The sequence below is a fragment of the Burkholderia sp. JKS000303 genome (assembly GCF_002563755.1).
GTDB lineage: Bacteria > Pseudomonadota > Gammaproteobacteria > Burkholderiales > Burkholderiaceae > Burkholderia > Burkholderia anthina_B.
Map to the genome: position 1 here is coordinate 3,297,948 of NZ_PDBZ01000001.1, position 20,508 is coordinate 3,318,455.

The 20,508-nt window shown below is 66.4% G+C and carries 18 protein-coding genes; 8 read left to right on the forward strand and 10 right to left on the reverse strand.

Annotated elements, in window-relative coordinates; all coding sequences use genetic code 11:
- The first annotated feature begins 105 nt into the window (after positions 1 to 105).
- The gene (locus BX604_RS15820; RefSeq protein WP_098551620.1) at positions 106 to 501 is read left to right on the forward strand and encodes a thioesterase family protein; all 396 of its coding nucleotides are present in this window, start codon (positions 106 to 108) and stop codon (positions 499 to 501) included.
- 240 nt (positions 502 to 741) lie between these two features.
- Positions 742 to 2,466: a sigma-54 interaction domain-containing protein gene (locus BX604_RS15825; RefSeq protein WP_306668217.1), complete on the forward strand. Its 1,725-nt coding sequence runs from the start codon at positions 742 to 744 to the stop codon at positions 2,464 to 2,466.
- An 81-nt stretch (positions 2,467 to 2,547) separates the two neighbouring features.
- Here BX604_RS15825 and BX604_RS15830 read toward each other — a convergent pair whose 3' ends face one another.
- Together BX604_RS15830 and BX604_RS15835 are read right to left on the reverse strand one after the other, a co-directional pair.
- Entirely contained in the window at positions 2,548 to 3,687 is a 1,140-nt protein-coding gene (locus BX604_RS15830) for a patatin-like phospholipase family protein (RefSeq protein WP_098551622.1), read from the reverse strand.
- A gap of 266 nt (positions 3,688 to 3,953) precedes the next feature.
- The gene (locus tag BX604_RS15835) at positions 3,954 to 4,262 is read right to left on the reverse strand and encodes a DUF4148 domain-containing protein (protein ID WP_098551623.1); all 309 of its coding nucleotides are present in this window, start codon (positions 4,260 to 4,262) and stop codon (positions 3,954 to 3,956) included.
- Positions 4,263 to 4,397: 135 nt separating this feature from the next.
- On the opposite strand from BX604_RS15835, the gene BX604_RS15840 reads away from it, so the two are divergent.
- The 5 genes from BX604_RS15840 (at position 4,398) to BX604_RS15860 (ending at position 9,311) form a co-directional block, all read left to right on the forward strand.
- Entirely contained in the window at positions 4,398 to 4,805 is a 408-nt protein-coding gene (locus tag BX604_RS15840; protein WP_143748046.1) for a hypothetical protein, read from the forward strand.
- Positions 4,806 to 5,159: 354 nt separating this feature from the next.
- Positions 5,160 to 5,837 (forward strand): response regulator transcription factor, encoded by a 678-nt coding sequence (locus tag BX604_RS15845; RefSeq protein WP_098552903.1) that lies wholly within the window; start codon positions 5,160 to 5,162, stop codon positions 5,835 to 5,837.
- A 74-nt stretch (positions 5,838 to 5,911) separates the two neighbouring features.
- Positions 5,912 to 7,252, forward strand: a complete 1,341-nt coding sequence (locus BX604_RS15850) for a sensor histidine kinase (RefSeq protein ID WP_244108985.1) — start codon at positions 5,912 to 5,914, stop codon at positions 7,250 to 7,252.
- 35 nt (positions 7,253 to 7,287) lie between these two features.
- Positions 7,288 to 7,974, forward strand: coding sequence for a response regulator transcription factor (locus BX604_RS15855; protein WP_098551625.1), 687 nt, complete (start codon positions 7,288 to 7,290; stop codon positions 7,972 to 7,974).
- Positions 7,975 to 8,213: 239 nt separating this feature from the next.
- The gene (locus tag BX604_RS15860) at positions 8,214 to 9,311 is read left to right on the forward strand and encodes a porin (protein ID WP_179894843.1); all 1,098 of its coding nucleotides are present in this window, start codon (positions 8,214 to 8,216) and stop codon (positions 9,309 to 9,311) included.
- A 384-nt stretch (positions 9,312 to 9,695) separates the two neighbouring features.
- Here the strand turns inward: BX604_RS15860 and BX604_RS15865 are convergent, their stop codons facing one another.
- Positions 9,696 to 9,974 carry a DUF4148 domain-containing protein gene (locus tag BX604_RS15865; protein ID WP_098551627.1) on the reverse strand — a complete coding sequence of 93 codons (279 nt, stop codon included), beginning with the start codon at positions 9,972 to 9,974 and terminating at the stop codon, positions 9,696 to 9,698.
- Positions 9,975 to 10,318: 344 nt separating this feature from the next.
- Here BX604_RS15865 and BX604_RS15870 point away from each other — a divergent pair, with 344 nt between their 5' ends.
- Complete coding sequence (locus tag BX604_RS15870; protein WP_098551628.1) at positions 10,319 to 11,500, forward strand: porin; 1,182 nt, start codon at positions 10,319 to 10,321, stop codon at positions 11,498 to 11,500.
- 76 nt (positions 11,501 to 11,576) lie between these two features.
- Here the strand turns inward: BX604_RS15870 and BX604_RS15875 are convergent, their stop codons facing one another.
- From BX604_RS15875 to BX604_RS15905, 7 genes are all read right to left on the reverse strand, one after another.
- A complete protein-coding gene (locus BX604_RS15875; RefSeq protein WP_098551629.1) occupies positions 11,577 to 13,073 on the reverse strand; it encodes an efflux transporter outer membrane subunit in 1,497 nt (498 codons plus the stop codon).
- Entirely contained in the window at positions 13,066 to 14,277 is a 1,212-nt protein-coding gene (locus BX604_RS15880) for an efflux RND transporter periplasmic adaptor subunit (RefSeq protein WP_098551630.1), read from the reverse strand. Before BX604_RS15880 ends, BX604_RS15875 begins: the two co-directional genes overlap by 8 nt.
- The gene (locus tag BX604_RS15885; protein WP_098551631.1) at positions 14,267 to 17,515 is read right to left on the reverse strand and encodes an efflux RND transporter permease subunit; all 3,249 of its coding nucleotides are present in this window, start codon (positions 17,513 to 17,515) and stop codon (positions 14,267 to 14,269) included. The genes BX604_RS15880 and BX604_RS15885 overlap by 11 nt, the downstream gene beginning before the upstream one ends.
- A gap of 167 nt (positions 17,516 to 17,682) precedes the next feature.
- A complete protein-coding gene (locus tag BX604_RS15890) occupies positions 17,683 to 18,357 on the reverse strand; it encodes a response regulator transcription factor (RefSeq protein WP_098551632.1) in 675 nt (224 codons plus the stop codon).
- Between the two features lie 25 nt (positions 18,358 to 18,382).
- Complete coding sequence (locus BX604_RS15895) at positions 18,383 to 19,306, reverse strand: LysR family transcriptional regulator (protein ID WP_098552905.1); 924 nt, start codon at positions 19,304 to 19,306, stop codon at positions 18,383 to 18,385.
- Between the two features lie 341 nt (positions 19,307 to 19,647).
- On the reverse strand, positions 19,648 to 20,022 hold the full coding sequence (locus tag BX604_RS15900; protein WP_098551633.1) for a hypothetical protein: 375 nt from the start codon (positions 20,020 to 20,022) through the stop codon (positions 19,648 to 19,650).
- A gap of 144 nt (positions 20,023 to 20,166) precedes the next feature.
- Positions 20,167 to 20,508 carry a cupredoxin domain-containing protein gene (locus tag BX604_RS15905; RefSeq protein ID WP_098552906.1) on the reverse strand — a complete coding sequence of 114 codons (342 nt, stop codon included), beginning with the start codon at positions 20,506 to 20,508 and terminating at the stop codon, positions 20,167 to 20,169.

The window sequence follows — 20,508 nt, forward strand, 5'->3', positions numbered from 1 at the left end:
GAAGCCGGGCCGTGCGCCGATGCATGGATGAACGGCCCGACGCCGTGACGATTCAGCCGCGCTGCATCGGCAGTGCGGCAATGGTTTGACCGACAAGGAGATTTCATGATCCATTCCGGAGCGACGGCGACCCTGACGCGTCGGGTCGCCGTGCAGGACCTGGCTTCCGCGTTCGGCAACGATTCGGATGAAACGTATCCGGACGTGATGTCGACGCCCGCGATGCTCGGCCTGATGGAGCGGGCATGCGCGGAAATCATGCGCGGCGAACTGGGGGACGGGCAGTTGTCGGTCGGCGTCACGACACAGCTGACGCATTCGGCGCCCACGCCGGTCGACGCGCAAGTGAGCGCCACGGCCAGCTTCCGCGGGCGGGAAGGCAGCCTGTTCGTATTCGATGTCGTCGTGCACGATCCGAAAGGGCAGGTCGGTAGCGGAACGCATGCACGCGCGATCGTCGATCGCGCCGCCATCGAGAAAAAGGCCGGGTCGCGCCGTTGATCGTCGTCACGGCCGGCAGTGGCCGGCACTGGCGCGAGCGTTCGTCGCACGGGTGGCACGGGGTTCAACATGAACGGTTTTTGCGCTGGTAAGCTGGACGGATCTGCCACCGTGCTGCGAACGATAATGGACGAGCGAAGTCTGAGCGCTGCTGACCGATCCGGCGATCTCCGGTCCGCGATTGATACGGCTTGCTGGCGCGATGCGAGGCGGGTGGCGGCGCACCGGTTCGGCGCGTACGTGCTGACGTTGAGCGACGATGCCGTTCCGCTCGAAGCGGCGGACGACGATGCGCGCGCGCTGGCAGCGCAGTGCGGCATCGACGTCGGCGCGCTGGAATTCGACCGGCTGCTGCACGATGCGCGCGACTCGCTGCGGGCAAGCGGCGACGCAACGGTCGACGTGCCGCATGCTGGCGCGGACGGCCTGCACTGTGCCGCTACCTGCGTGTCGGCCGGATCCGCCCGGGTCTACCTGCTCGCGTTGCGGCGAGCCGGGCGCGACGCGCGATCGCTGCACGACATGCTCGCGCTGCTCGACATCACGCTGGGCGTCTCGCTGAAAAGTCATTTCGATCTCGTCGCGCACCAGACGCTGGTGGAGGAGCAGAAGGCGATCATTGATCACATCGGCGACGGGTTGATGGTGCTGGGTCGAGGCGGCATCGTGCGTCATGCGAGTACCGTCGCGGGGCGGATTCTCGGGATCGATCCGGTGGCCAGCATCGGGCAGCCGCTCGAGGCGCTGATCGACTTCGAGCCGATCATCGCGCCGATCTTCACGACGGGCGTGGGTTACGTCGATCGCGAACTCATCATTGATTCACCCGCGCGTCACCTGCACCTGATCGACACGGCGATTCCCGTGAAGAACAGCTGCGGGCAGGTGGTTTCCGTCGTCAACACGTTCCGCGAGATCAAGCGCGTGCGTAGCATCGCCGGCAAGTATGCGGGCAACTACGCACGCTATACGTTCGAGAACATCGTGGGGCAAAGCGACAGCCTGCTCGACGCGATCGGCGCTGCCCGCAAGGCCGCGCACGGCTCGGCGAATCTGCTGCTCAGCGGCGAGAGCGGCGTCGGCAAGGAGGTGTTCGCGCAGTCGATCCACAACGCGAGCGCGCGCCAGGCCCAGCCGTTCATTGCAATCAACTGCGCCGCGCTGCCGCACGACCTGATCGAAAGCGAGCTGTTCGGGCACGCGCCGGGCAGTTTCACCGGGGCGACCAAGGAAGGGCGGCCGGGGAAATTCGAGTCCGCCGACGGCGGCACCGTCTTTCTCGACGAAATGTCGGAGCTGCCGATCGACGTGCAGGCGAAGCTGCTGCGCGTGCTCCAGGAACGCGAAGTGACCCGGCTCGGCGATACCAGGGGCATCCCGATCGACGTGCGTATCATCTGTGCGAGCAACCGCGATCTGGAAGCGATGGTGGCGGCGAAGGAGTTCCGGGAGGATCTGTACTATCGCTGCAACGTCATCGAGATCTCGATTCCGCCGTTGCGATCGCGCAAGGCCGACATCACGGCGACCGCGAACTTTTTCCTGAGCAAGTACGCGACGCTGCTGAACAAGAAGACATTCGGGTTCAGCAAGCGGGCGCTCGATCAGATGCATGCCTATGCATGGCCCGGCAATGTCCGGGAGCTGGAGAATCTCGTCGAGCGCACCGTGAACCTGAGCGACGAAGGCACGATCGACGACGTGTCGGCGTTGTTGCGCCCGCCGCGTGGCGCAGGCGGGATGTCCGATCCGATCCCGGCACCGCTCATGCACGGAACGCCCGACACGCGGGCCGATCAGGCGATTCAGTCGCTGAAGGACGTCGAGCGCGACGCAATCCGTCACGCGCTGGCCGCGTGTCGATTCAACGTGACGCGCTGCGCGGCCCTGCTCGAAATCTCGAAGCCGGCGTTGTATGCAAAGGTGAAGCGATACAACATCAAGCTCGAACGGCCGTTGCATTAGCGGGATCCGGCCATTCGGCGCGTGGGGCGATGCCGGTGCCGAATGGCTCGGTCGGTCGAGCGCGGCCAGGCCGCGGCGGTATCAACCATGCTGCTCCCCGACCCGGTTCTCCTCCGGACTCCATACGCTCAACCCCTCCGTCGGGTCCATCGGCAGATCCCACGGCCGCGCGGCGATCGTCTGCATCGTCGCGTCGAACCCGGCTTGCCGGCGCGCCGCGATGCCGTCGGGCGTGAAATCGATGTCCTTCCACTGATCGTCGCCGTCGAGCCGCGGCGCCGCGAGCTTGATCACGCGCATCGTCGTCTGGCAGCCGTACGCGGCGAGCGCTTCCACGTCGGCCGACGTGCGCTCCGCCTCCGGGACGTGCATGACGAGTTCCTTGATCACGTGACGCAGCCGGTGAATCTGCTGTTGCCGCGCGATGGTGGTGTCCGTGCGGCTCGCGTACTGGATGTCCTTCTGCCGCTCCGACACCTGCCAGATGCTGGTCGGCTCGGGGCCGACCGGATTCCACATCTGCACCGAGAAGATGATCGAGCTGCGGCGCGGCGCGTCGTCCAGCACGACCTCGACCGGCGTATTCGAATAGAGACCGCCGTCCCAGTACGGCGCGCCGTCGATCCGCACCGCCGGAAACGCGGGCGGCAGCGCGCCCGAACTCATCACGTGCTCGATGCCGAGCGGCCGGTCGCGCGAATCGAAATAGCGCATCGCGCCGGTGCACGCATTGACCGCGCCGACGGTCACGCGCGGCTGCCCCGCGTTCAGCCGGTCGAAATCGACGAGCGACGCGAGCATGGCGCGCAGCGGATCGACCACGTAGTACGACGCGTGCTCGACGCCGACGTGCGCGAGCGGCCCGAGCCACGCGGCCGGGTTCGGCCGGAAAAATCCCGGGAGGCCTGCGCCGATGACGCCGAGTTCGGCGCCGATCTTGTCCCAGCTCGTCGGGAAGCCCGGCACGTTGAACACGGGCCGCTCGGTGACGCGGCGCCAGAACTCGGCCATGCGTCGCGCGCGGTGTCCGGGGGCGTTGCCGGCGATCAGCGCCGCGTTGATCGCACCGATCGACGTGCCGATGATCCAGTCGGGCTGGATGCCGGCCGCGTCGAGGGCCTCGTAGACGCCGAGCTGGTACGCGCCCAGTGCGCCGCCGCCCTGGAGGACGAGCACGACTTGCCCGGGCAGTTTCGCAGGTGCGGGTTGATTCGCCGTCATCGCTGGCCTCGTGGTCGGTGACGGCCGGTGGCGCCGGCCGGATGGAATCAGTGTAGGCGATCGGCGGATGGTTCTCGTGCCGGAATCGTTCGGGGCGGGCCGGGCGCAGCCGGGTTGGCCGTCGACCGCAAAGCCGGCATCGCAATGCCCTGCGTGCGAGCGGACTCGCCACGCGCCCCAATAAAAAGAGCCGCACGGCAATGCTGCCCGTGCGGCAAATCTCGCTCGTGATTCGGTGATTCCGTACTGCGGTGATCCGATCGTGCTTACGGCGTGTTCGATGCGATCGAGCTGCCGGCGGCGCCGTGGCAATCCTGTTGATACTCGGCCATCAGACGCTGCTGCGCGCTGTCGATGTCGTCCGGGTAATCGCCTTCGTCGCCGGCGGACGGGTTGTAGCCGACCGCTTCCAGTTCCGACAGTTCGTTGATCACCTGAGCGTGCGTGACGGGGCCCTTGGTGTGGACGAACGGGTATTCCGAGCATTGCTGCTGCGTCAGTTTCGGCGCGGCGTGCGCGGCGGTGCCCAACACCATCAGCAACGTGCAGGCCAGTACGCGGGGATTGAGTTTCATGAACGACTCCTTGGTGACGATCGTCCGGGCGAACGTGTCCGGGCGGTGGGTGACGGTTCGGCCGGTGCACGGCGCGAATCACGAGTCGAAGGCTAAGGGAGCGGGAATATCGGAACGGCAGAGCAAAGATGAAACTTGTTTCATGCACGCGAGAACCGGCTGCATGTCCGCCAGTCGTTGCGGGCGCATCTAAAAATCCGTTCACGTTTGCGTTCGCGATTGTTTAATCGCACGGGCTTATCGTCGCGTCTGTCGATCGCGCCGCGTCCGGTGCGAATCCGGGCCGCGGGCCCGGCGACCGATCACCTGGAGCGGATGATGAAAGGAAATACGGCAATGATCCTGATGGCGGCATCGCTGATGGCGGTGTCGGCGCTGTCGGAGGCGAAGGTTCAGGGTTCGGGCGTCGCCATCGCCGATGCGACCTTGCTGCATGCGCGCGTCGAGCGCGAACATCGAGCACAGGCGCTCGTGCATCGGGCCGCGGCATCGCACGCCGCGCAGGCGGCACGCCAGGCGGAGGGCGCGCCGCAACATTCGTGAGCGCCGGCGTAGCGGGGCGCGTGCCCCGCTGTCGATCTTCCGCGGCGCACGGCTGCCCGCTGCTTCGCACACCGTCCCCCGCAGCACCCGCCATTCCGATCCGGCATCGCTCGCATGCACCGGCTGCATCGGCGCGCCCGCTTCTTAAATTTTTTTTCATGAAACTGATCGGCGGCCGCCATGTACGCATGTGTAATCTGCGTACGACCGCCGGGATTCGAGCGCGGTCTTTCCCGGGACATCAGCGCGATGCGCTGCAAGTGCGAACCGAATATGGCAACATCAACGCCTTTGAACAGCCAGACACGTGTGCCGCACGCGATGGCCGATGGTGGTGCGGCATGCGAAACGATGATGCCGCGAGTGCTCACGATCGAAGACGATGAAATCAGTGCGAAAGAAATCGTCGGCGAATTGAAATGCCTGGGCTTCGATGTCGAGTGGGTGTCGAATGGCCGCGACGGCATGGCGCGCGCGATCAGCGACGAATACGACGTCATTACGCTCGATCGCATGCTGCCCGGAGTCGACGGGCTCACCATCCTGATGACGATGCGCAGCATCGGGGTTCGTACCCCGGTACTGATGCTCAGTGCGCTCGGCGACGTCGACGAGCGCGTGCGCGGCCTGCGCGCGGGCGGTGACGATTACCTGACGAAACCATTCGACCCCGAGGAAATGGCCGCGCGCATCGAGGTCCTGCTGCGCCGTAGCCAGGCGTCGCCCGCGCAAGCCGAAACGACGCTGAGTGTCGGCCCGCTGACGCTGAACCTGGTGTCGCGCAAGGTCTATCGCGACGGCGACGAGATTTCGCTGCTGCCGACCGAATACCGCGTGCTCGAATTCATGATGCGGCACGCCGGTCAGACCATCACCCGCACGATGCTGTTCGAAGCCGTGTGGGGCTACCATTTCGACCCCGGCACCAACCTGATCGATGTCCACATGGGACGCCTGCGCAAGAAAATCGAGCCGCCGGACTCGAAACCGTTGATCGTGACCGTGCGCGGGTCGGGCTACATCCTCTCGTGACTACGACTGTACTGACTGACACGCCCGGCGCGGCGCAAACGTCGCCGCCGCCGCGGCGCTGGTATTCGACCACGATGCGGCTGGTGGCCGTCTACGCGGTGACTTTTTCGCTGTCGGTGATGCTGCTGCTCGGCGTCCTCGCGACGGCGATCACGCACGGCATGGAGCGCGAAACCGACGTCGTGATCGACTGGCAGATGATCTACTTCAATTCGATACCCGATACCGAATTGGCGAACGCGATCCATCGCCGGCTCGAGCACGAGCGGATGCACACCAACTATTACGGTCTCTTTACGGCGGACGGCCGGCACATCGCGGGCGACGTGCTGGAGTTTCCGCCCGAGCTCAAGACGGACCGCAGCGGCACGACGCTCAACCACACGCTGAAGATCTCCAGCGGCCAGATCGCGCCCGTCGTGCGCGCGATGGGCGAGCAGCGCCCGGACGGCGACCGGCTCGTGCTCGCGCGTGATCTCACGCACATCCTGCGCATTCGCGAGGCGATCATCAATGCGCTGGTGGGCGGCGGCATCTTCTGCTTCGCGACCGGCATCGCGGGCGGTTTGTTGCTGAGCATCCGGCAGATGCGCCGGCTCAAGGAAATCCGGCAGGTCACGCAGCGCATCGCGCAGGGCGATCTCGGGCAGCGTCTGCCGGTTGGCGGACGCGACGAGATCGACATGCTGGCACATCTCGTCAACCACATGCTGTCCGAAGTCGAGCGTCTGATGAACGAGGTCAAGGGCGTCTGCGACGGCATTGCGCACGATCTGCGCACGCCGCTCGCGCACGTTCATACGCTGCTCGCGCATGCGGCCGAACGCAAGGCGGTGAGCGACGATGCGGAACTCGCGAGCCTCGTCGGGCGCGCGCGAGCGGAAACCGACGAACTGCTCGGACGCTTTCGCGCGATGCTGCGCATTTCGGAGATCGGCACGCTGCAGCGGCGCGGCGGTTTCGCCGAAGTGGACTTGCGGCAACTGGTCGCCGACGTCGGCGAGCTGTTCGAGCCGCTCGCCGACAGCCGCGAGATCCAGCTCGTCGTATCGGCGGACCAGGTCGAGCCGATCCACGGCGATTTCGCGCTGTTGTTCGAAGCGCTCACGAACCTGCTCGACAACGCGCTGAAGTACACCACCGCGGGCGGCGTCGTGCGTCTCGACCTGCGGCAGACGTCGTATGGTCCGCAGATCGACGTGGTCGACAACGGGCCGGGCATCGCACCGGAGGAGCGCGAGGCCGTGCTGCGGCATCGCTATCGCAGCAAGCGGACGGGGCACCTGGCCGGCTCGGGGCTCGGGCTGAGCATCGTGTCCGCGGTGATCCACGTGCACGATTTCTCGCTGCGGATCGACAGCGCCAATCCCGGCACCTGCGTGACGATCGAATGCTGGTCGAAGACGCTGTCATGACGGGTGCCGCCTTTCCACGCCTGGCAGAGTGCTGAATGCGCATCCTGTTCGTCACGACCCCGCATCCCGACGCCGCCTGGCTGTACAAGGCGCTGCAGGAGAGCGGTCACAGCCTGCAGCGCGCCGACGATCTGCGCGACGGCGCGTTCCTGTCCGCACAGGAACACTTCGACGTGATCGTCGCGATGGCATCCGAGCCGGCCGGCTATCCGGCGCTGCTGGCTGCGTTGCCGTCGTTTGCGCACGGCGGCAGCGGCGCGACGCTGGTCGTCGTGCTGGGCCGCGCGCTCGTGCAGGATCGCGTTGCCGCGCTGCGCGCGGGCGCCGATGCGTGTTTCTCGCAGCCGTATTCGTTCATCGAAATGCACGAGCGCATTCACGCGCTGCGGCGCATGGTTGGCGCGAGTGCCGCTCCCGACGTGCAGGCCACGAGCGGCGTCACGCCGGATACGCTCACACGTGAGCTGCTCGACGGCGAGCTGCGGCTCGCGGTGACGCGCCGCGAATATCTGCTGCTCGAATGCCTGATGCGCCAGGTCAATGCGCCGGTGGCGCGCGAGCAACTCATCCGCTACGCGTGGCAGGATCAGGAAGATGTCGATCCGTCCAGCGTCAATCTCGTCGTCTGCCGGCTGCGCCGCAAGCTGGCCCGTTTCGTCTCCGGCGTCGAGATCGAGACGGTCAGCCGCTACGGCTATCAGATCACGTTCGCGTCGCGCTGACGCGCGGCGTTCTTTCCCGCCTGTTGTTCGACCCGATACCGGTGTTTCGACCGGGGACGACGCACGTCGTCAATATCCGCCGCATGCGGATCCAACACAAAAACTGAAAGACGGAATTGCAAGTGCATGATGTTTTTGCGCCGATATATTGGCGCCCACGCAATCAATAAGAACAGGATTGCGAACGATCCATCTCCGTCTAGAAAAAGGGACCATCGAGCATGAACAGGATATTCAGACTGAACCGGGTGATCGTCGCACTGGTATGCGCCGGCGCGGCCGGCATCGCGCATGCGCAAAGCAGCGTGACGCTGTACGGCGTGCTGGATACCGGCATCGACTACGCGAACAACGTGAACGGCCAGCATCTGTGGCAGATGGCGAGCGGCGTCAGCGCGGGCAGTCGCTGGGGGCTGCGCGGCAAGGAGGATCTCGGCGGCGGCCTGTCGGCGATCTTCGACCTCGAAAGCGGGTTCAGCTCGACCGACGGCAGTCTGGGCAGCGGCCTGGCATTCTCGCGCAACGCGTACATCGGGCTTGCGAGCAAGACCTACGGCACGGTGACGCTCGGCCGGCAGTGGGATCCGATCGTCGACCTGATCGAGCCTTATTCGTTGAACGATGCATACGGCGGCTGGTATTTCTCGCATCCGAACGACATGGACAACCTCGACAACGGCTTCGCGATCAGCAACGCGGTGAAGTACACGAGCCCGACCATCGCGGGCTTCACCGGCGAAGCGCTGTATTCGTTCGGCGGGCAGGCCGGGCAGTTCTCGAACAATGCCGCGTACAGCGCGGCCGCGTCGTACACGAACGGGCCGTTCTCGGCCGGCGCCGGCTATTTGCGCGTGAACGATCCGGAGCAGTCGATCCAGAGCTACCAGAACGGCACCGGCTACACCAATGCCGTATACGGCGACTACCTGCAGAATGCGCGCAGCCAGGGCATTTTCGCGGCGGGCGCGTCGTACCAGCTCGGCGCGTTCAAGCTGATGGGCAACTTCACGAACGTCGATTTCCAGCAGAGCGACGACGGGCAGGACGTGAAATTCCAGAACTACGAAGTGGCCGGCACGTATGCCGCGACGAGCGCGCTCAACTTCGGCGCGGGCTTCACCTATACCGAAGGCCGCGATCATGCGACCGGTCAGGAGCCGAAGTATCAGCAGATCAACCTGAGCGCGGAGTACGAACTGTCGAAGCGCACCGCGGTCTACGCGCTGGCGGCCTATCAGCATGCGACGGGCGGGGCGGTCGCGCAGATCGCCGGTTTCGATCCGTCGTCGAACGGCAAGCAGGTGGTCACCCGTATCGGGATCCGCCACTCGTTCTGAGTCTTGTGCTGTCCGATGTAAAGCAGGCGCACCGTCCGAAAGGGCGGTGCGCCTGTGTCGTTGAGGCGCGGGATTGACGGCCCGGCGCTATGAGCCGAAATAGACGTTGCAGAAATCGGCCGGTCCGACGCAACCGTCGGGCGTGTCGGGGCGGGCAGCCGCGCAGCCGGACAGCAGGGCGCCGGCCGCGACGGCCAGCGCCACGAGTCGCGCGGCGCGTTTGAAAGCAGGGGAAATATTCATCGGGCGGGAAGGCAGCAGGCGTGAACGCAGGAACGGGGCGCGCCGAACAGGCCGGCGCGGGTGGGCGCGGTCGGTGGCGCCGCCGGCCGCCGGCGCGATGCACGCACCGGCGGGCAGGCGGCGGACGGCGACCGGTGCGTGTCAATTATGGGCATACAGCGTCTTGTTCAGGTACGCGAGCTGACCGTCCTGTTGCGCATGAACGAGTTCCTGGTAGACCTGCGCGCGCGTTTTCTCCTGTATCGGGCTGCCGTACGACCCGGCCCACGAACCGGCCTGTACCACCGCCGCGCCACCTGACATGCCGGGCGACGACACCGACGCGAGCTGCTGCGGCGCGGGCGACGCGTTCGACTGGGCAAAGGCCGGAACAGCGGCCGTGGCGCATACGGCGGCAAGGGCGATCATCATGGCTTTCATATTCGTAGTCCTCACAATATCTGGGTTGATTGGCCGAAGCGGAAGGCGTTCGCGTATTCGCACTCCGGTTGATCAAGAGCATAGTCACCGGGGGGTAGCGGATCGGTAGTCGAAGCATGAAAAGAAATTTATCCGGCGGCATGCGAAAACGCGCGTCGGCGCGCATTGAAAAGCGGTGTCGCGAACATGAAAAAAGCTTCATGAAACAGGGCGTTTTCATCACCGCCGTGTCACCCGCCTTGCCTAAATTCCGGCTAGCGCATCGCGGGTCGAATCGCGTCGTGGCAATGGCCGCGGCAGCCCGTCCGATGCGTGAACCATCGACTATTTTTCCGGAACGAAACATGACAAAGACATGGGCAATCACGCTGCTGACGCTGGCAGGCACGTTCGCAACCGCCGCGCAGGCGCAAAGCAGCGTGACGCTGTACGGCACGCTCGATACCGGCATCGACTACGTCAGCAACCAGAAAGGCACGGGCGGGGCGGGGCACGCCAACTGGATGATGGAGAGCGGCAACCTGAGCACCAACCGCTGGGGGCTGCGTGGTAGCGAGGATCTCGGCGGCGGCCTGAGCGCGGTGTTCGATCTCGAGAACGGCTTCAACATCGACAACGGCAAGCTCGGCAACGGCGGCGACCTGTTCGGCCGCCAGGCGTGGGTCGGTCTCGCGAGCCGGCAGTGGGGCACGCTGACGATGGGCCGCCAGTACGACTTCCTCGTCGATTTCGTCGCGCCGTTGTCGGCCACCGGTTCCGGGTTCGGCGGCAACATCGCCGATCACCCGTTCGACAACGACAACCTGAACAACGACATGCGGATGAACAACGCGGTGAAGTTCCGCAGCGCGACCATCGGCGGGTTCACGTTCGGCGGCGCCTACGCGTTCAGCAACGCGGCGGGCGGCTTCAGCGACAACAACGCGTTCAGCGTCGGCGCGGCATGGGCGGGCGGCCCCGTGAACCTCGCGGTCGCCTATCTGCAGGCGAGCCAGCCTGGCGGCGTGAACGCACCGGAGAACACCGGCGGCGCGCTCAGCAGCACGGACGGCGACGCGATCATGACCGGCGCGCGGCAGCGCACGTTCGGCGCGGGCGGCCGCTACACGTTCGGGCCTGCGGCGGTGGGGCTGGTGTTCACGCGCACGATGCTCGATGACCCGCGCCAGATCTCGCAGGGCGGCGCCTATGCGGCGCTCGCCGGCCAGATGCTGACGTTCGACAACTACGAAGTGAACGCGCATTACGCGATCACGCCGATGCTGTCGATCGGTGGTGCGTACACGTTCACCGACGGCCGCTTCGAGACGGCCGGCGCGAGCGTGTCGCCGAAGTGGAACCAGTTCATGCTGCAGGCCGACTACGCGCTGTCGCGGCGCACCGACCTGTATCTGGAAGGCGTCTACCAGCACGTCAGCGGCGCGGACGGCATCGCGGTGCTCGGCAATGCGTCGATCTACTCGCTCGCGCCGTCGGCGAACAACCGGCAGACGATCGTCGCCGCGGGTATCCGGCATCGCTTCTGAGCCGGCGCGACGATTGACGGGGCATGGCGTAGAAACGCCGCCGGGGTTGCCGGCGGCGTTTTTTTATCGCGGCGCGTCAGCCGGCGTGCGGCGTGCCGGCGGCCGCCACCACCGGCTGCGGCTTCGGCGACGCATCGGGATGCGCGTCGGACGGCGCCGCATTCGCCGTCGCGGACCAGCCGCCACCGAGCGCTTCGATCAGGCCGACGGAGGCGAGCTGACGCCGCGTGTCGAGGTTCAGTGCGGCGATCTCGGTGTGAAGTTCGGTGGTCTGCGCGGTGACCACCTCGAGATAGCTGACCACGCCGTCGCGGTACTGCGACATCGACAGTTGCAGCGTGCGTTGCGCGGCGGCCAGCGCCGAATCCTCGCGTGCCGCTTCGTCGCCGAGATGGTGAAGCAGCGCGAGATTGTCCTCGACCTGCTGGAACGCCTGCAGCACGACCGCCTTGTAGTGCGCGCCGTTCTCCGCGAGCTTCGCGCGGGCGGCCTGCGTCGCGGCTTCGCGGCGGCCGCCGTCGAACAGCGTCATCATCAGGCTCGGGCCGATCGACCAGATCTCGTTCGGTGCGACGAGCCACGGCGACAGTGTGTCGCTCTGATAGCCGCCGTCGAGGCCCAGCGAGATGTCCGGGAAGAACGCCGCGCGCGCGACGCCGATCTTCGCGTTCGCGGCCGCGACGCGTCGCTCGGCCGCCGCGATGTCGGGCCGCCGCTGCAGCAGCGTGGCCGGGATGCCGGCCGGCACCGACGGCAGGTACGCGGTATCGAGCGACGGCGGCAGCGAGAACGACGACGCGGGCACGCCGGTCAGCGTCGCGATCGCATGCTCGTACAGCGCGCGCCGTGCCTGCACGTCGGCCGCGGACGCCTGCGCCGAATCGAGCTGCGTTTGCGCGCGCGACACGTCGAGATCGGATGCGATGCCGCCTGCATGCCGGCTCAGCGTCAGCTGGAGTGCGTGCCGATACGTGCTGATCGTGTCGGCGAGCAGCTTCTGCTGTTCGTCGAGGCCGCGCAGGTTGAAGTACGCGTCGGCGAGACTCGCCTGCAGGCTCAGGCGGACCGACGCGAGATCGCCGGCGCTGGCCTGCAATTCGTCGCGGCCCGCCGCGACTTCGTTGCGCACCTTGCCCCACAGATCGAGGTCGTAGCTCGCGCCGACCTCCAGCGTGTTCGAGCCGTACACGTTCGGCTGGCCGGAGCCGCGCAGCGGGCGGAGCGCGGACTGGCGGTTCGACGACACGTTCGCGCTGGCGCCGATGGTCGGAAACAGGCCCGAACGGGCTTCGTCGAGATACGCGCCGGCTTCGTCGTGCCGCGCGACGGCCGCCGCGACGTCGGGGTTGGCGCGCGCGACCTGCTGCTCGAGCGTGTCGAGCTCGCGGTCGCGGTAGACGCTCCACCACGCGTCGCGCTCGATCCGGTCGGCGGGTTTCGCCTGCTGCCATGCGCCGGCTTCCTTGAACGTCGTGGGCATCGCCGTCGCGGGAACCTGATAGGTCGGCGCGAACGAGCATCCCGTCACGAGCGCGAGGCTCGCCAGCGCCGCATAGAGTCGTCGCTCACCCATGGGCGCGCCCCCCGTTGTTCGCGGCGAGCGATGCGGCAGCGGCCGGCGTGCGCGGCGCGGCGAGCCGTACCGGGTCGCCGCTTGCAAGCGAGTCGGGCGGATTGTCGATCACGCGATCGCCGGGGGCCAGGCCCGACGCGATCACGACCTGCGTGCCGAGGTCGGTGCCGACCGTCACCGACTTGAGCCGGGCGCGCTGATGCGCATCGACCACGGCCACCTGCAGGCCGTCCTGCCGGAAGATCAGCGAGCTGGCGGGAATCAGCAACGCGTGCGCATCGGTCGGCATCGCGAAATGCACTTCGGTGTATTCGCCGGGAATCAGCAGGCCGGCCGGGTTGTCGACCATCAGCTGGACCAGCAGCGTGCCGGACTCGGGCGTGATCGCGTCGTCGGTGTCGACCAGCTTCGCGTCGAAGTGCATGCCGGGATGCTCGGGCACCGTCAGCGTCGCGGTCATGCCGGGATGGATTGCCGCCGCTTCGCTTTGCGGCACGCTGACGTACACGCGCAGCTTGCGGGCGTCGGACACGGCGAACAGCTCGGGCCCGTTGCCGCTGCCCGCGTCGATCAGCGCGCCGATGTCGGTCTTGCGCGCGGTCACGACGCCGTCGAACGGCGCGGTGATGCGCTTGAACGATTCGAGCGCCTCGAGCCGCTTCACGTTCGCCTCGTTGGCGGCGACCGTCGCGCGCTTGGCGAGCAGGTCGCCGGTCTTTTCGTCGGCGGCCTGCTGCGACACGGAATCCTGCTGCAGCATCTTGGTCCAGCGCGCCGCGGTGGTTTCCGCGAGCTTCTCGTTCGCGAGCGAGTTCTGCAGGTCGGCGCGTGCCTGCTGCAACTGCTGGTCGAGATCCGGCGTGTCGATCAGGCCGAGCAGCTGGCCGGCTTTCACGGGCGTGCCGATGTCGGCATACCACGCATGCAGGTAGCCGGACACGCGCGCATAGATCGGCGCGTTGACGAGCGCCGACAGGCGCCCGGGCAGCACCATGCCCTGCGTCGCGCCGTCGTGGCCCGGCTGGTACGCGGCGACCGTCGGGATCGCCTGCTCGGCCGACCACGCCGACGTTTCCTGTCTGGCGTGCACACGGCTGGAAATGCCGGTGGCGACGATGCCGGCGGCCACCAGCAGCGTCACGAGGCCGACGAGCCGGAGATGACGCAGGCGCGTCGGGGATTGGATTTCGATCTCAGTTGACATGCGTGACTCCGGATTCGGAAGAGGAAAGGTCGCGTGCTGCGGGCGGCCGCAGCGCGTCGCGCCGGTGAACGAGGCTGAACACGACGGGCACGAACAGCAGCGTCGCGAACGTCGCGCAGAGCAGGCCGCCGATCACCGCGCGGCCCAGCGGCGCGTTCTGCTCGCCGCCGTCGCCGAGGCCGAGCGCCATCGGTGCCATGCCGATGATCATCGCGAGCGCCGTCATCAGCACTGGGCGAAAGCGCGTGAAGCCGGCTTCCATCGCGGCGACCAGCGCGTCGCCGGTCGCGGCGAGCCGGTCCCGCGCGAAGCTCACCACCAGGATGCTGTTCGCGGTCGCGACGCCCATGCAGAGGATCGCACCCGTCAGCGCGGGCACCGACAGCGGCGTGTGTGTCGTGAACAGCATCCAGACGATGCCCGCGAGCGCGGCCGGCAATGCCGTCACGATCACGAATGCGTCGGACCACGAATGGAAGTTCACGACGATCAGCAGGTAGATCAGCGCGACCGCGCCGAGCAGCCCGAGCAGCAGCTCCGAGAATGCGCTGTTCATCGTCTGGACCTGGCCGCGCACCGTGACGACCGAGCCCTTCGGCACGTCGTGCGCGGTGGCGTGCACGATCGCGTCGATGCGCGAGGCGACCGCGCCGAGATCCTGGCCCTGGGTCGTCGCATAGATGTCGAACAGCGGCTTGATGTTGTAGTGCGACACGATCGCGTCGCCGACGCCGCGCTGGATCGTTGCGATCGCACCGAGCACCTGCGAGTTGCCGTTCGCGCCCGTCACCGGCAGGTTCTTCAGGTCCGACAGCGACGTCATCCGGTATTGCGGCGTTTGCGCGACGATCGGATAGGACACGCCGTTGTTCGGGTTCAGCCAGAACGTCGGCGACACCTGGCCGGTGCCGGACAGGCTCGCGACCACCGAGTTGGTCACGTCGTGCTCGGTGATGCCAAGCTCGTCCGCGCGCGAGCGGTCGACGTTGATCGTGAATTGCGGATAGGTGGTGGCCTGCTGGATGCGCGCATCGGCGACGCCCGCGACGAGCCGCACCTGGCGCAGCAGCTCGGTCGCATAGCGGTGGTTGGCCGCCTGGTCCGGGCCGGCGATCTGGATGTCGATCGGCGCGGGCGAGCCGAAGTTCAGGATCTGGCTGACGATGTCCGCCGGCAGGAACGAGAACGTCGTGCCGGGAAACGCGCGCGGCAGCACTTCGCGCAGCCGGCGCACGTAGCTGGCGGTCGGTGCATGGTCGGCGCCCAGCGAGACCATGATGTCGCCGTCTTCCGGCCCGATCGTGCCGCTGTTGTTGTACGTCAGGTTGATGCCGCTGTGCGGCAGCCCGATGTTGTCGACGATGTTCGCGAGCTGCTTCGGCGGAATCACGCCCCGCACCGCGTTCTCGATGTGGTCGAACTCGTCGGCGGTGTCCTCGATGCGCGTGCCGACCGGCGTGCGCACGTGGATCGTGATCTGGCCGGCGTCGATGTCCGGGAAGAAGTTGCGGCCGAGCCACGGCACCAGCAGCAACGAAGCGGCGACCGCGACGAGAAAGCCGGCGATGAAGCGCTTGCGGTGCGTGAGCGCGAGGCCCAGCACGATCCGGTAGCGTGCGCGGATCCGCTCGAAACGGCGCTCGAAGCCGCGCTGCAGGCGCACCAGCGGATTGCGCGACGGCGGCTGGTGCGCATGCGCGCCGTGCGTCGTCGCCATGACGGCCGCCAGTTCACCGGAGGCGTGGCCGCCCGATGCATGCGGCTTCAGCAGGTACTGCGCCATCATCGGCACGAAGGTGCGCGACAGGATGAACGACGCGATCATCGCGAAGATCACCGCTTCGGCCATCGGCACGAACAGGAAGCGTGCGATGCCGTCCAGTTGCAGCATCGGCACGAACACGATGCAGATGCAGAGCAGCGACACGAACGCCGGCATCACGATCTGCGCGGCGCCGTCCATGATCGCGTGCCGGACCTCCTTGCCCTGTTCGAGGTGCCAGTTGATGTTCTCGATCGTCACCGTCGCATCGTCGACCAGGATCCCGACCGCGAGCGCCAGACCGCCGAGCGTCATCACGTTGAGGGTCTCGCCGAGCGCGGCGAGGCCGGCGATCGCGGCCAGCACCGCGAGCGGGATCGACGCGGCGATGATCAGCGTCGAGCGCCAGCTGCCGAGGAACAGCAGGATCATCGCGGACGTCAGCGCCGCCGCGATGATGCCTTCACGCGCCACGCCGCTCACGGCGCCCGTCACGAACGTCGACTGGTCGCCCATCGTGACGAGCTTCAGGCCCTGCGGCAGCGTCTGCTCGATCAGCGGCAGCTTCGATTTCACGCCGGAGATGATCGCCAGCGTCGACGCCGAACCGTTCTTCAGGATGCTCATCAGCACCGCGCGGTGGCCGTCGACGCGCACGATGTTCGGCTGCGGCGGATAGCCGTCGCGCACGTGCGCGACGTCGCGCATATAGATCAGCGTGCCGTCGACCGACTTGATCGGCAGCGCGTTCAGCGCGTCGATCGCGGTCGGGCTGTTGTTCAGCTTGATGTTGTACTCGAAGCGGCCGATCTTCTGCGTGCCGGCCGGGATGATCTGGTTTTGCTGCGCGAGCGCGTTCGCGACGTCCTGCGCGGACAGCTTGCGCGCCTGCAGCGCCTGCGGGTCGAGGTCGATCTGCACTTCACGCGTCTTGCCGCCGTACGGCGTCGGGATCGCGACGCCCGGCACGCTGAGCAGCTGCGGGCGGATGAAGTTCTCCGCATAGTCCTCGAGCTTCTGCTCGTCCAGCGTGTCGCTCGTCAGCGCGATCTGCAGCACCGGCACCGTCGACGCGTTGTAGTTCAGGATCTGCGGCGGCGTGACGCCGGGCGGCATCTGCTTGAGCACCGTCTGCGAGATCGACGTGACCTGCGCGGTGGCCGTGCGGATGTCGACCGTCGGCTGGAAGAAGATCTTCACGATCCCGTAGCCGCGGAACGATTGCGACTCGATGTGCTGGATGTCGTTGACCGTCGTGCCGAGCGTACGTTCGTAGTAGGTGACGATACGGCCCGACATGTCGTCGGGCTGCAGGCCCGAGTAATTCCAGATCACGCTGATGACCGGAATGCGGATGTCGGGAAAGATGTCCGTCGGCGTGCGCAGCGCGGCGAGCGGGCCGATCAGCAGGATCAGCAGCGCCAGCACGATAAAGGTGTAGGGCCGGGTTAAGGCGAGCCGGACTATTTTCAGCATGAGACGCTGCTCCGTTCAATGACATCGATGAAGGCGCGGACTCGCATGGAGCAGGGAAAACACCGACATGCGGCCGACGTGTGCATTCTGGAGAGCCGCGCCTAACAGCAAGCTGCTGGAAAGATGAAAGAAGTTTTAGTCGGGCGCGCGCGGCGGCGCGCACGACGTCAGCCGAGCATGTAGCCCGAGCCGCGGATGGTCCGGATCAGCGGTGATTCGCCGGGCAGGTTGACCTTCTTGCGCAGGCGGCCGACGTGCACGTCGATCAGGTTGGTGCCGGGATCGAAGCGGCAGCCCCACACCGCTTCGAAGATCATCGTGCGCGTCAGCACGCGGCCTGCGTGGCGCATCATGAATTCGAGCACGCGGAATTCGGTCGGCAGCAGTTCCAGCTCGTGTGCGCGATGCATGACCTTGCGGCGCACCAGGTCGAGCTCGAGCGCGCCCGTGCGCAGCACCGTCTCGACCTTCGAGTGGTGGGTGCGGCGCCGCATCAGCACGTCGATGCGCACCGACATCTCGTTGAGCGAGAACGGCTTGATCAGGTAGTCGTCGCCGCCCGCGCGCAGCCCCTGGATGCGCTGGTCGACGTCCGACAGCGAGCTCATCACGAGCACGGGCGTTTCGATGCCGCGCCCGCGCATGGTCGAGACGATCGTGAGGCCGTCGAGGTCCGGGAGCATCCGGTCGAGCGTCACGACGTCGTATGCGCCGATCATCGCCTTGACCATTCCCTCGTGTCCGGTGCGTGCGACGTCGACGACATGGCCGTCGGCATGCAGGGTGCGCGCGATGTCGTGTGCGATCAGCGCGTCGTCTTCGATCGTCAGTATTCTCGGCATGGTGCGTCGTCGAGCGTCCCGGCGGTCAGGCAACGGCCAGCAGCGGCGCAGGGTGTTCCTGCGCGCGGTACTGGCCGACGGTGAAGTCAATGAAGCTGCGCACTTTCATCGACAGGTAATTGCGGCCCGGATACAGGATCGACACGCAGCGCGGGCCGCCGTTGAACGCGTACTGGTCGAGCACGGGCACGAGCGTGCGCTGTTCGATGTCGCGCGCGACGAGCGGCAGCGGCAGTTGCGCGATGCCCATGTGATGGAGCGCGGCGATCCGCACCATGCCGCTGTCCGTCGACGTCAGTGCGCCGCCGACGTAGACGCGGTAGTTGCCGTCCGCGTCCGAGAACTCCCAGGTGCGCGACGAGCCGTCGGACACCGTCAGCAGGCTGTGCTCGCACAGCGCGCCGGGGTCGCGCGGCGTGCCGTTGCGGGCGAGATAGACGGGCGACGCGACGACCAGCTCGGTGGTCGTCGTCAGCGCCCGGCTGACCAGCGTCGAGCTTGCGAGCCGACGATCGTCCGAGAAGCACACGTCGTAGCCGCCTTCCACCATGTCGATGTGCGTGCCGGAGGTCGTGACGTCGAAATTCACGCGCGGGTGCAGCGCACGATACGCGGCGAGCAGCGCGCCGAGCCCGGCACTGGCGAAGCTCATCGACGACGCGATGCGCAACGTGCCGCGCGGATCGCGGGTGGCCTGCACGAGATTCGATTCCATCTCGTCGAGCTTGTCGATGATCGTGCGACAGCCGTCCAGATATTCCTTGCCGGCCTCGGTCAGCGACAGGCTGCGGGTCGTGCGGTTCAGCAGCCGGATGTTCAGATGGGCTTCGAGCATGCCGACGCTGCGGGTGACTGCCGCGGCCGACATGCCGAGCTGGCGTGCGGCGAGGCTGAAGCTGGCCAGATCGACGACACGCGCGAAGACGCGCATCGCTTGGAGCTGATTCATGATCGCGTGCATATAGGATGGGACGCGGACATCATCCGCGATGGCGAATGAACCGGAGCCGATACGTTGGTTAAGTTTTTTTTAAGTTCATATGACGTGAAAAATATCGGCGTATTGCGTGCGCGGCGAACACGGCAGGGTGCGGCCGGAGAAGGGAGTCGGACGGAAAGAACGGCAGGGGAATCGCACCACATATATGGAGTGCGAATGATTGTGGATGACGTAAATCGATGAGGCAACGAGACGCGCCGGCGGACGCGATGAACGCGTCACGCCGGCGGACAGAAGCGCACGGAACGTGCGCCGGGAAAGAGGGAATGGGGCGACGCGCGCGGTGCGCGTCAGTTCGGCAGGCTCATCGCCGCTTCTTCGGTTTCCAGGTGCCGCGACAGGCTTGCCAGAAGTTGCTTGAGACTCTGCGTGGGCAACGCGAAGCTCGTCCACCCGAGGCCCGTATGGCGCATGAACAGCACGGCGCCGTCGTAGAGCAGCGGCCTTTCGGTGTACCAGCACGGGTCGAGTTCCATCACGTACTTTTCGTCGCGTGACGGTTCGTCGGGAATCGCCGGTTGCATCTGCGCGCGCAGCAGGCTCAGATACTGAATCACGGCGTCGATATCCTCCGGGTCCAGCAGGGCCGACGACTGCTCTATCGAGACCAGCACCGCCTGCTTGCCATACTCGTTGATCATCTCGATCTTCATCGGGCGTGTCATGTCTCGCCTCCTCGTCAATCACGCGACACCGGGAATTATCGTGTCGACGCGCCGCGCGTAGATTGCAAGATCGTCGTCGCCAGATGAAACTTTATTTAAACGGCGGCAGCGCACCGGCGCGAGCGAACGATGCGCCGCCGCCGCTCATTCGACGGTGATCGTCTCCTTCATATAAGGATGGATTCCGCAAAACACCTTGTACACGCCCGGCTTGTCGAAGCGGAACGAATAGGTTTCGTCCTGGTCGAGCGCCTTCGAATGAAAGATCCCCGCGTCGTTGACGACGGTATGCGGTTCCGCGTCGAGGTTCTTCCACGTGATCGTCGTGCCGGTCTTGATCGTGGTCGACATCGGCGAAAACATGAAATTGCGGATCGTCACGAGCGCGTCGGACGGACCCTGCGCGAATGCGGCGAGCGGTGTGCCGCCGATGGCCGCACACAGGATCAGCGCGGCCGGCAGCATCGGTTTCCTGAAGAGGTTCAT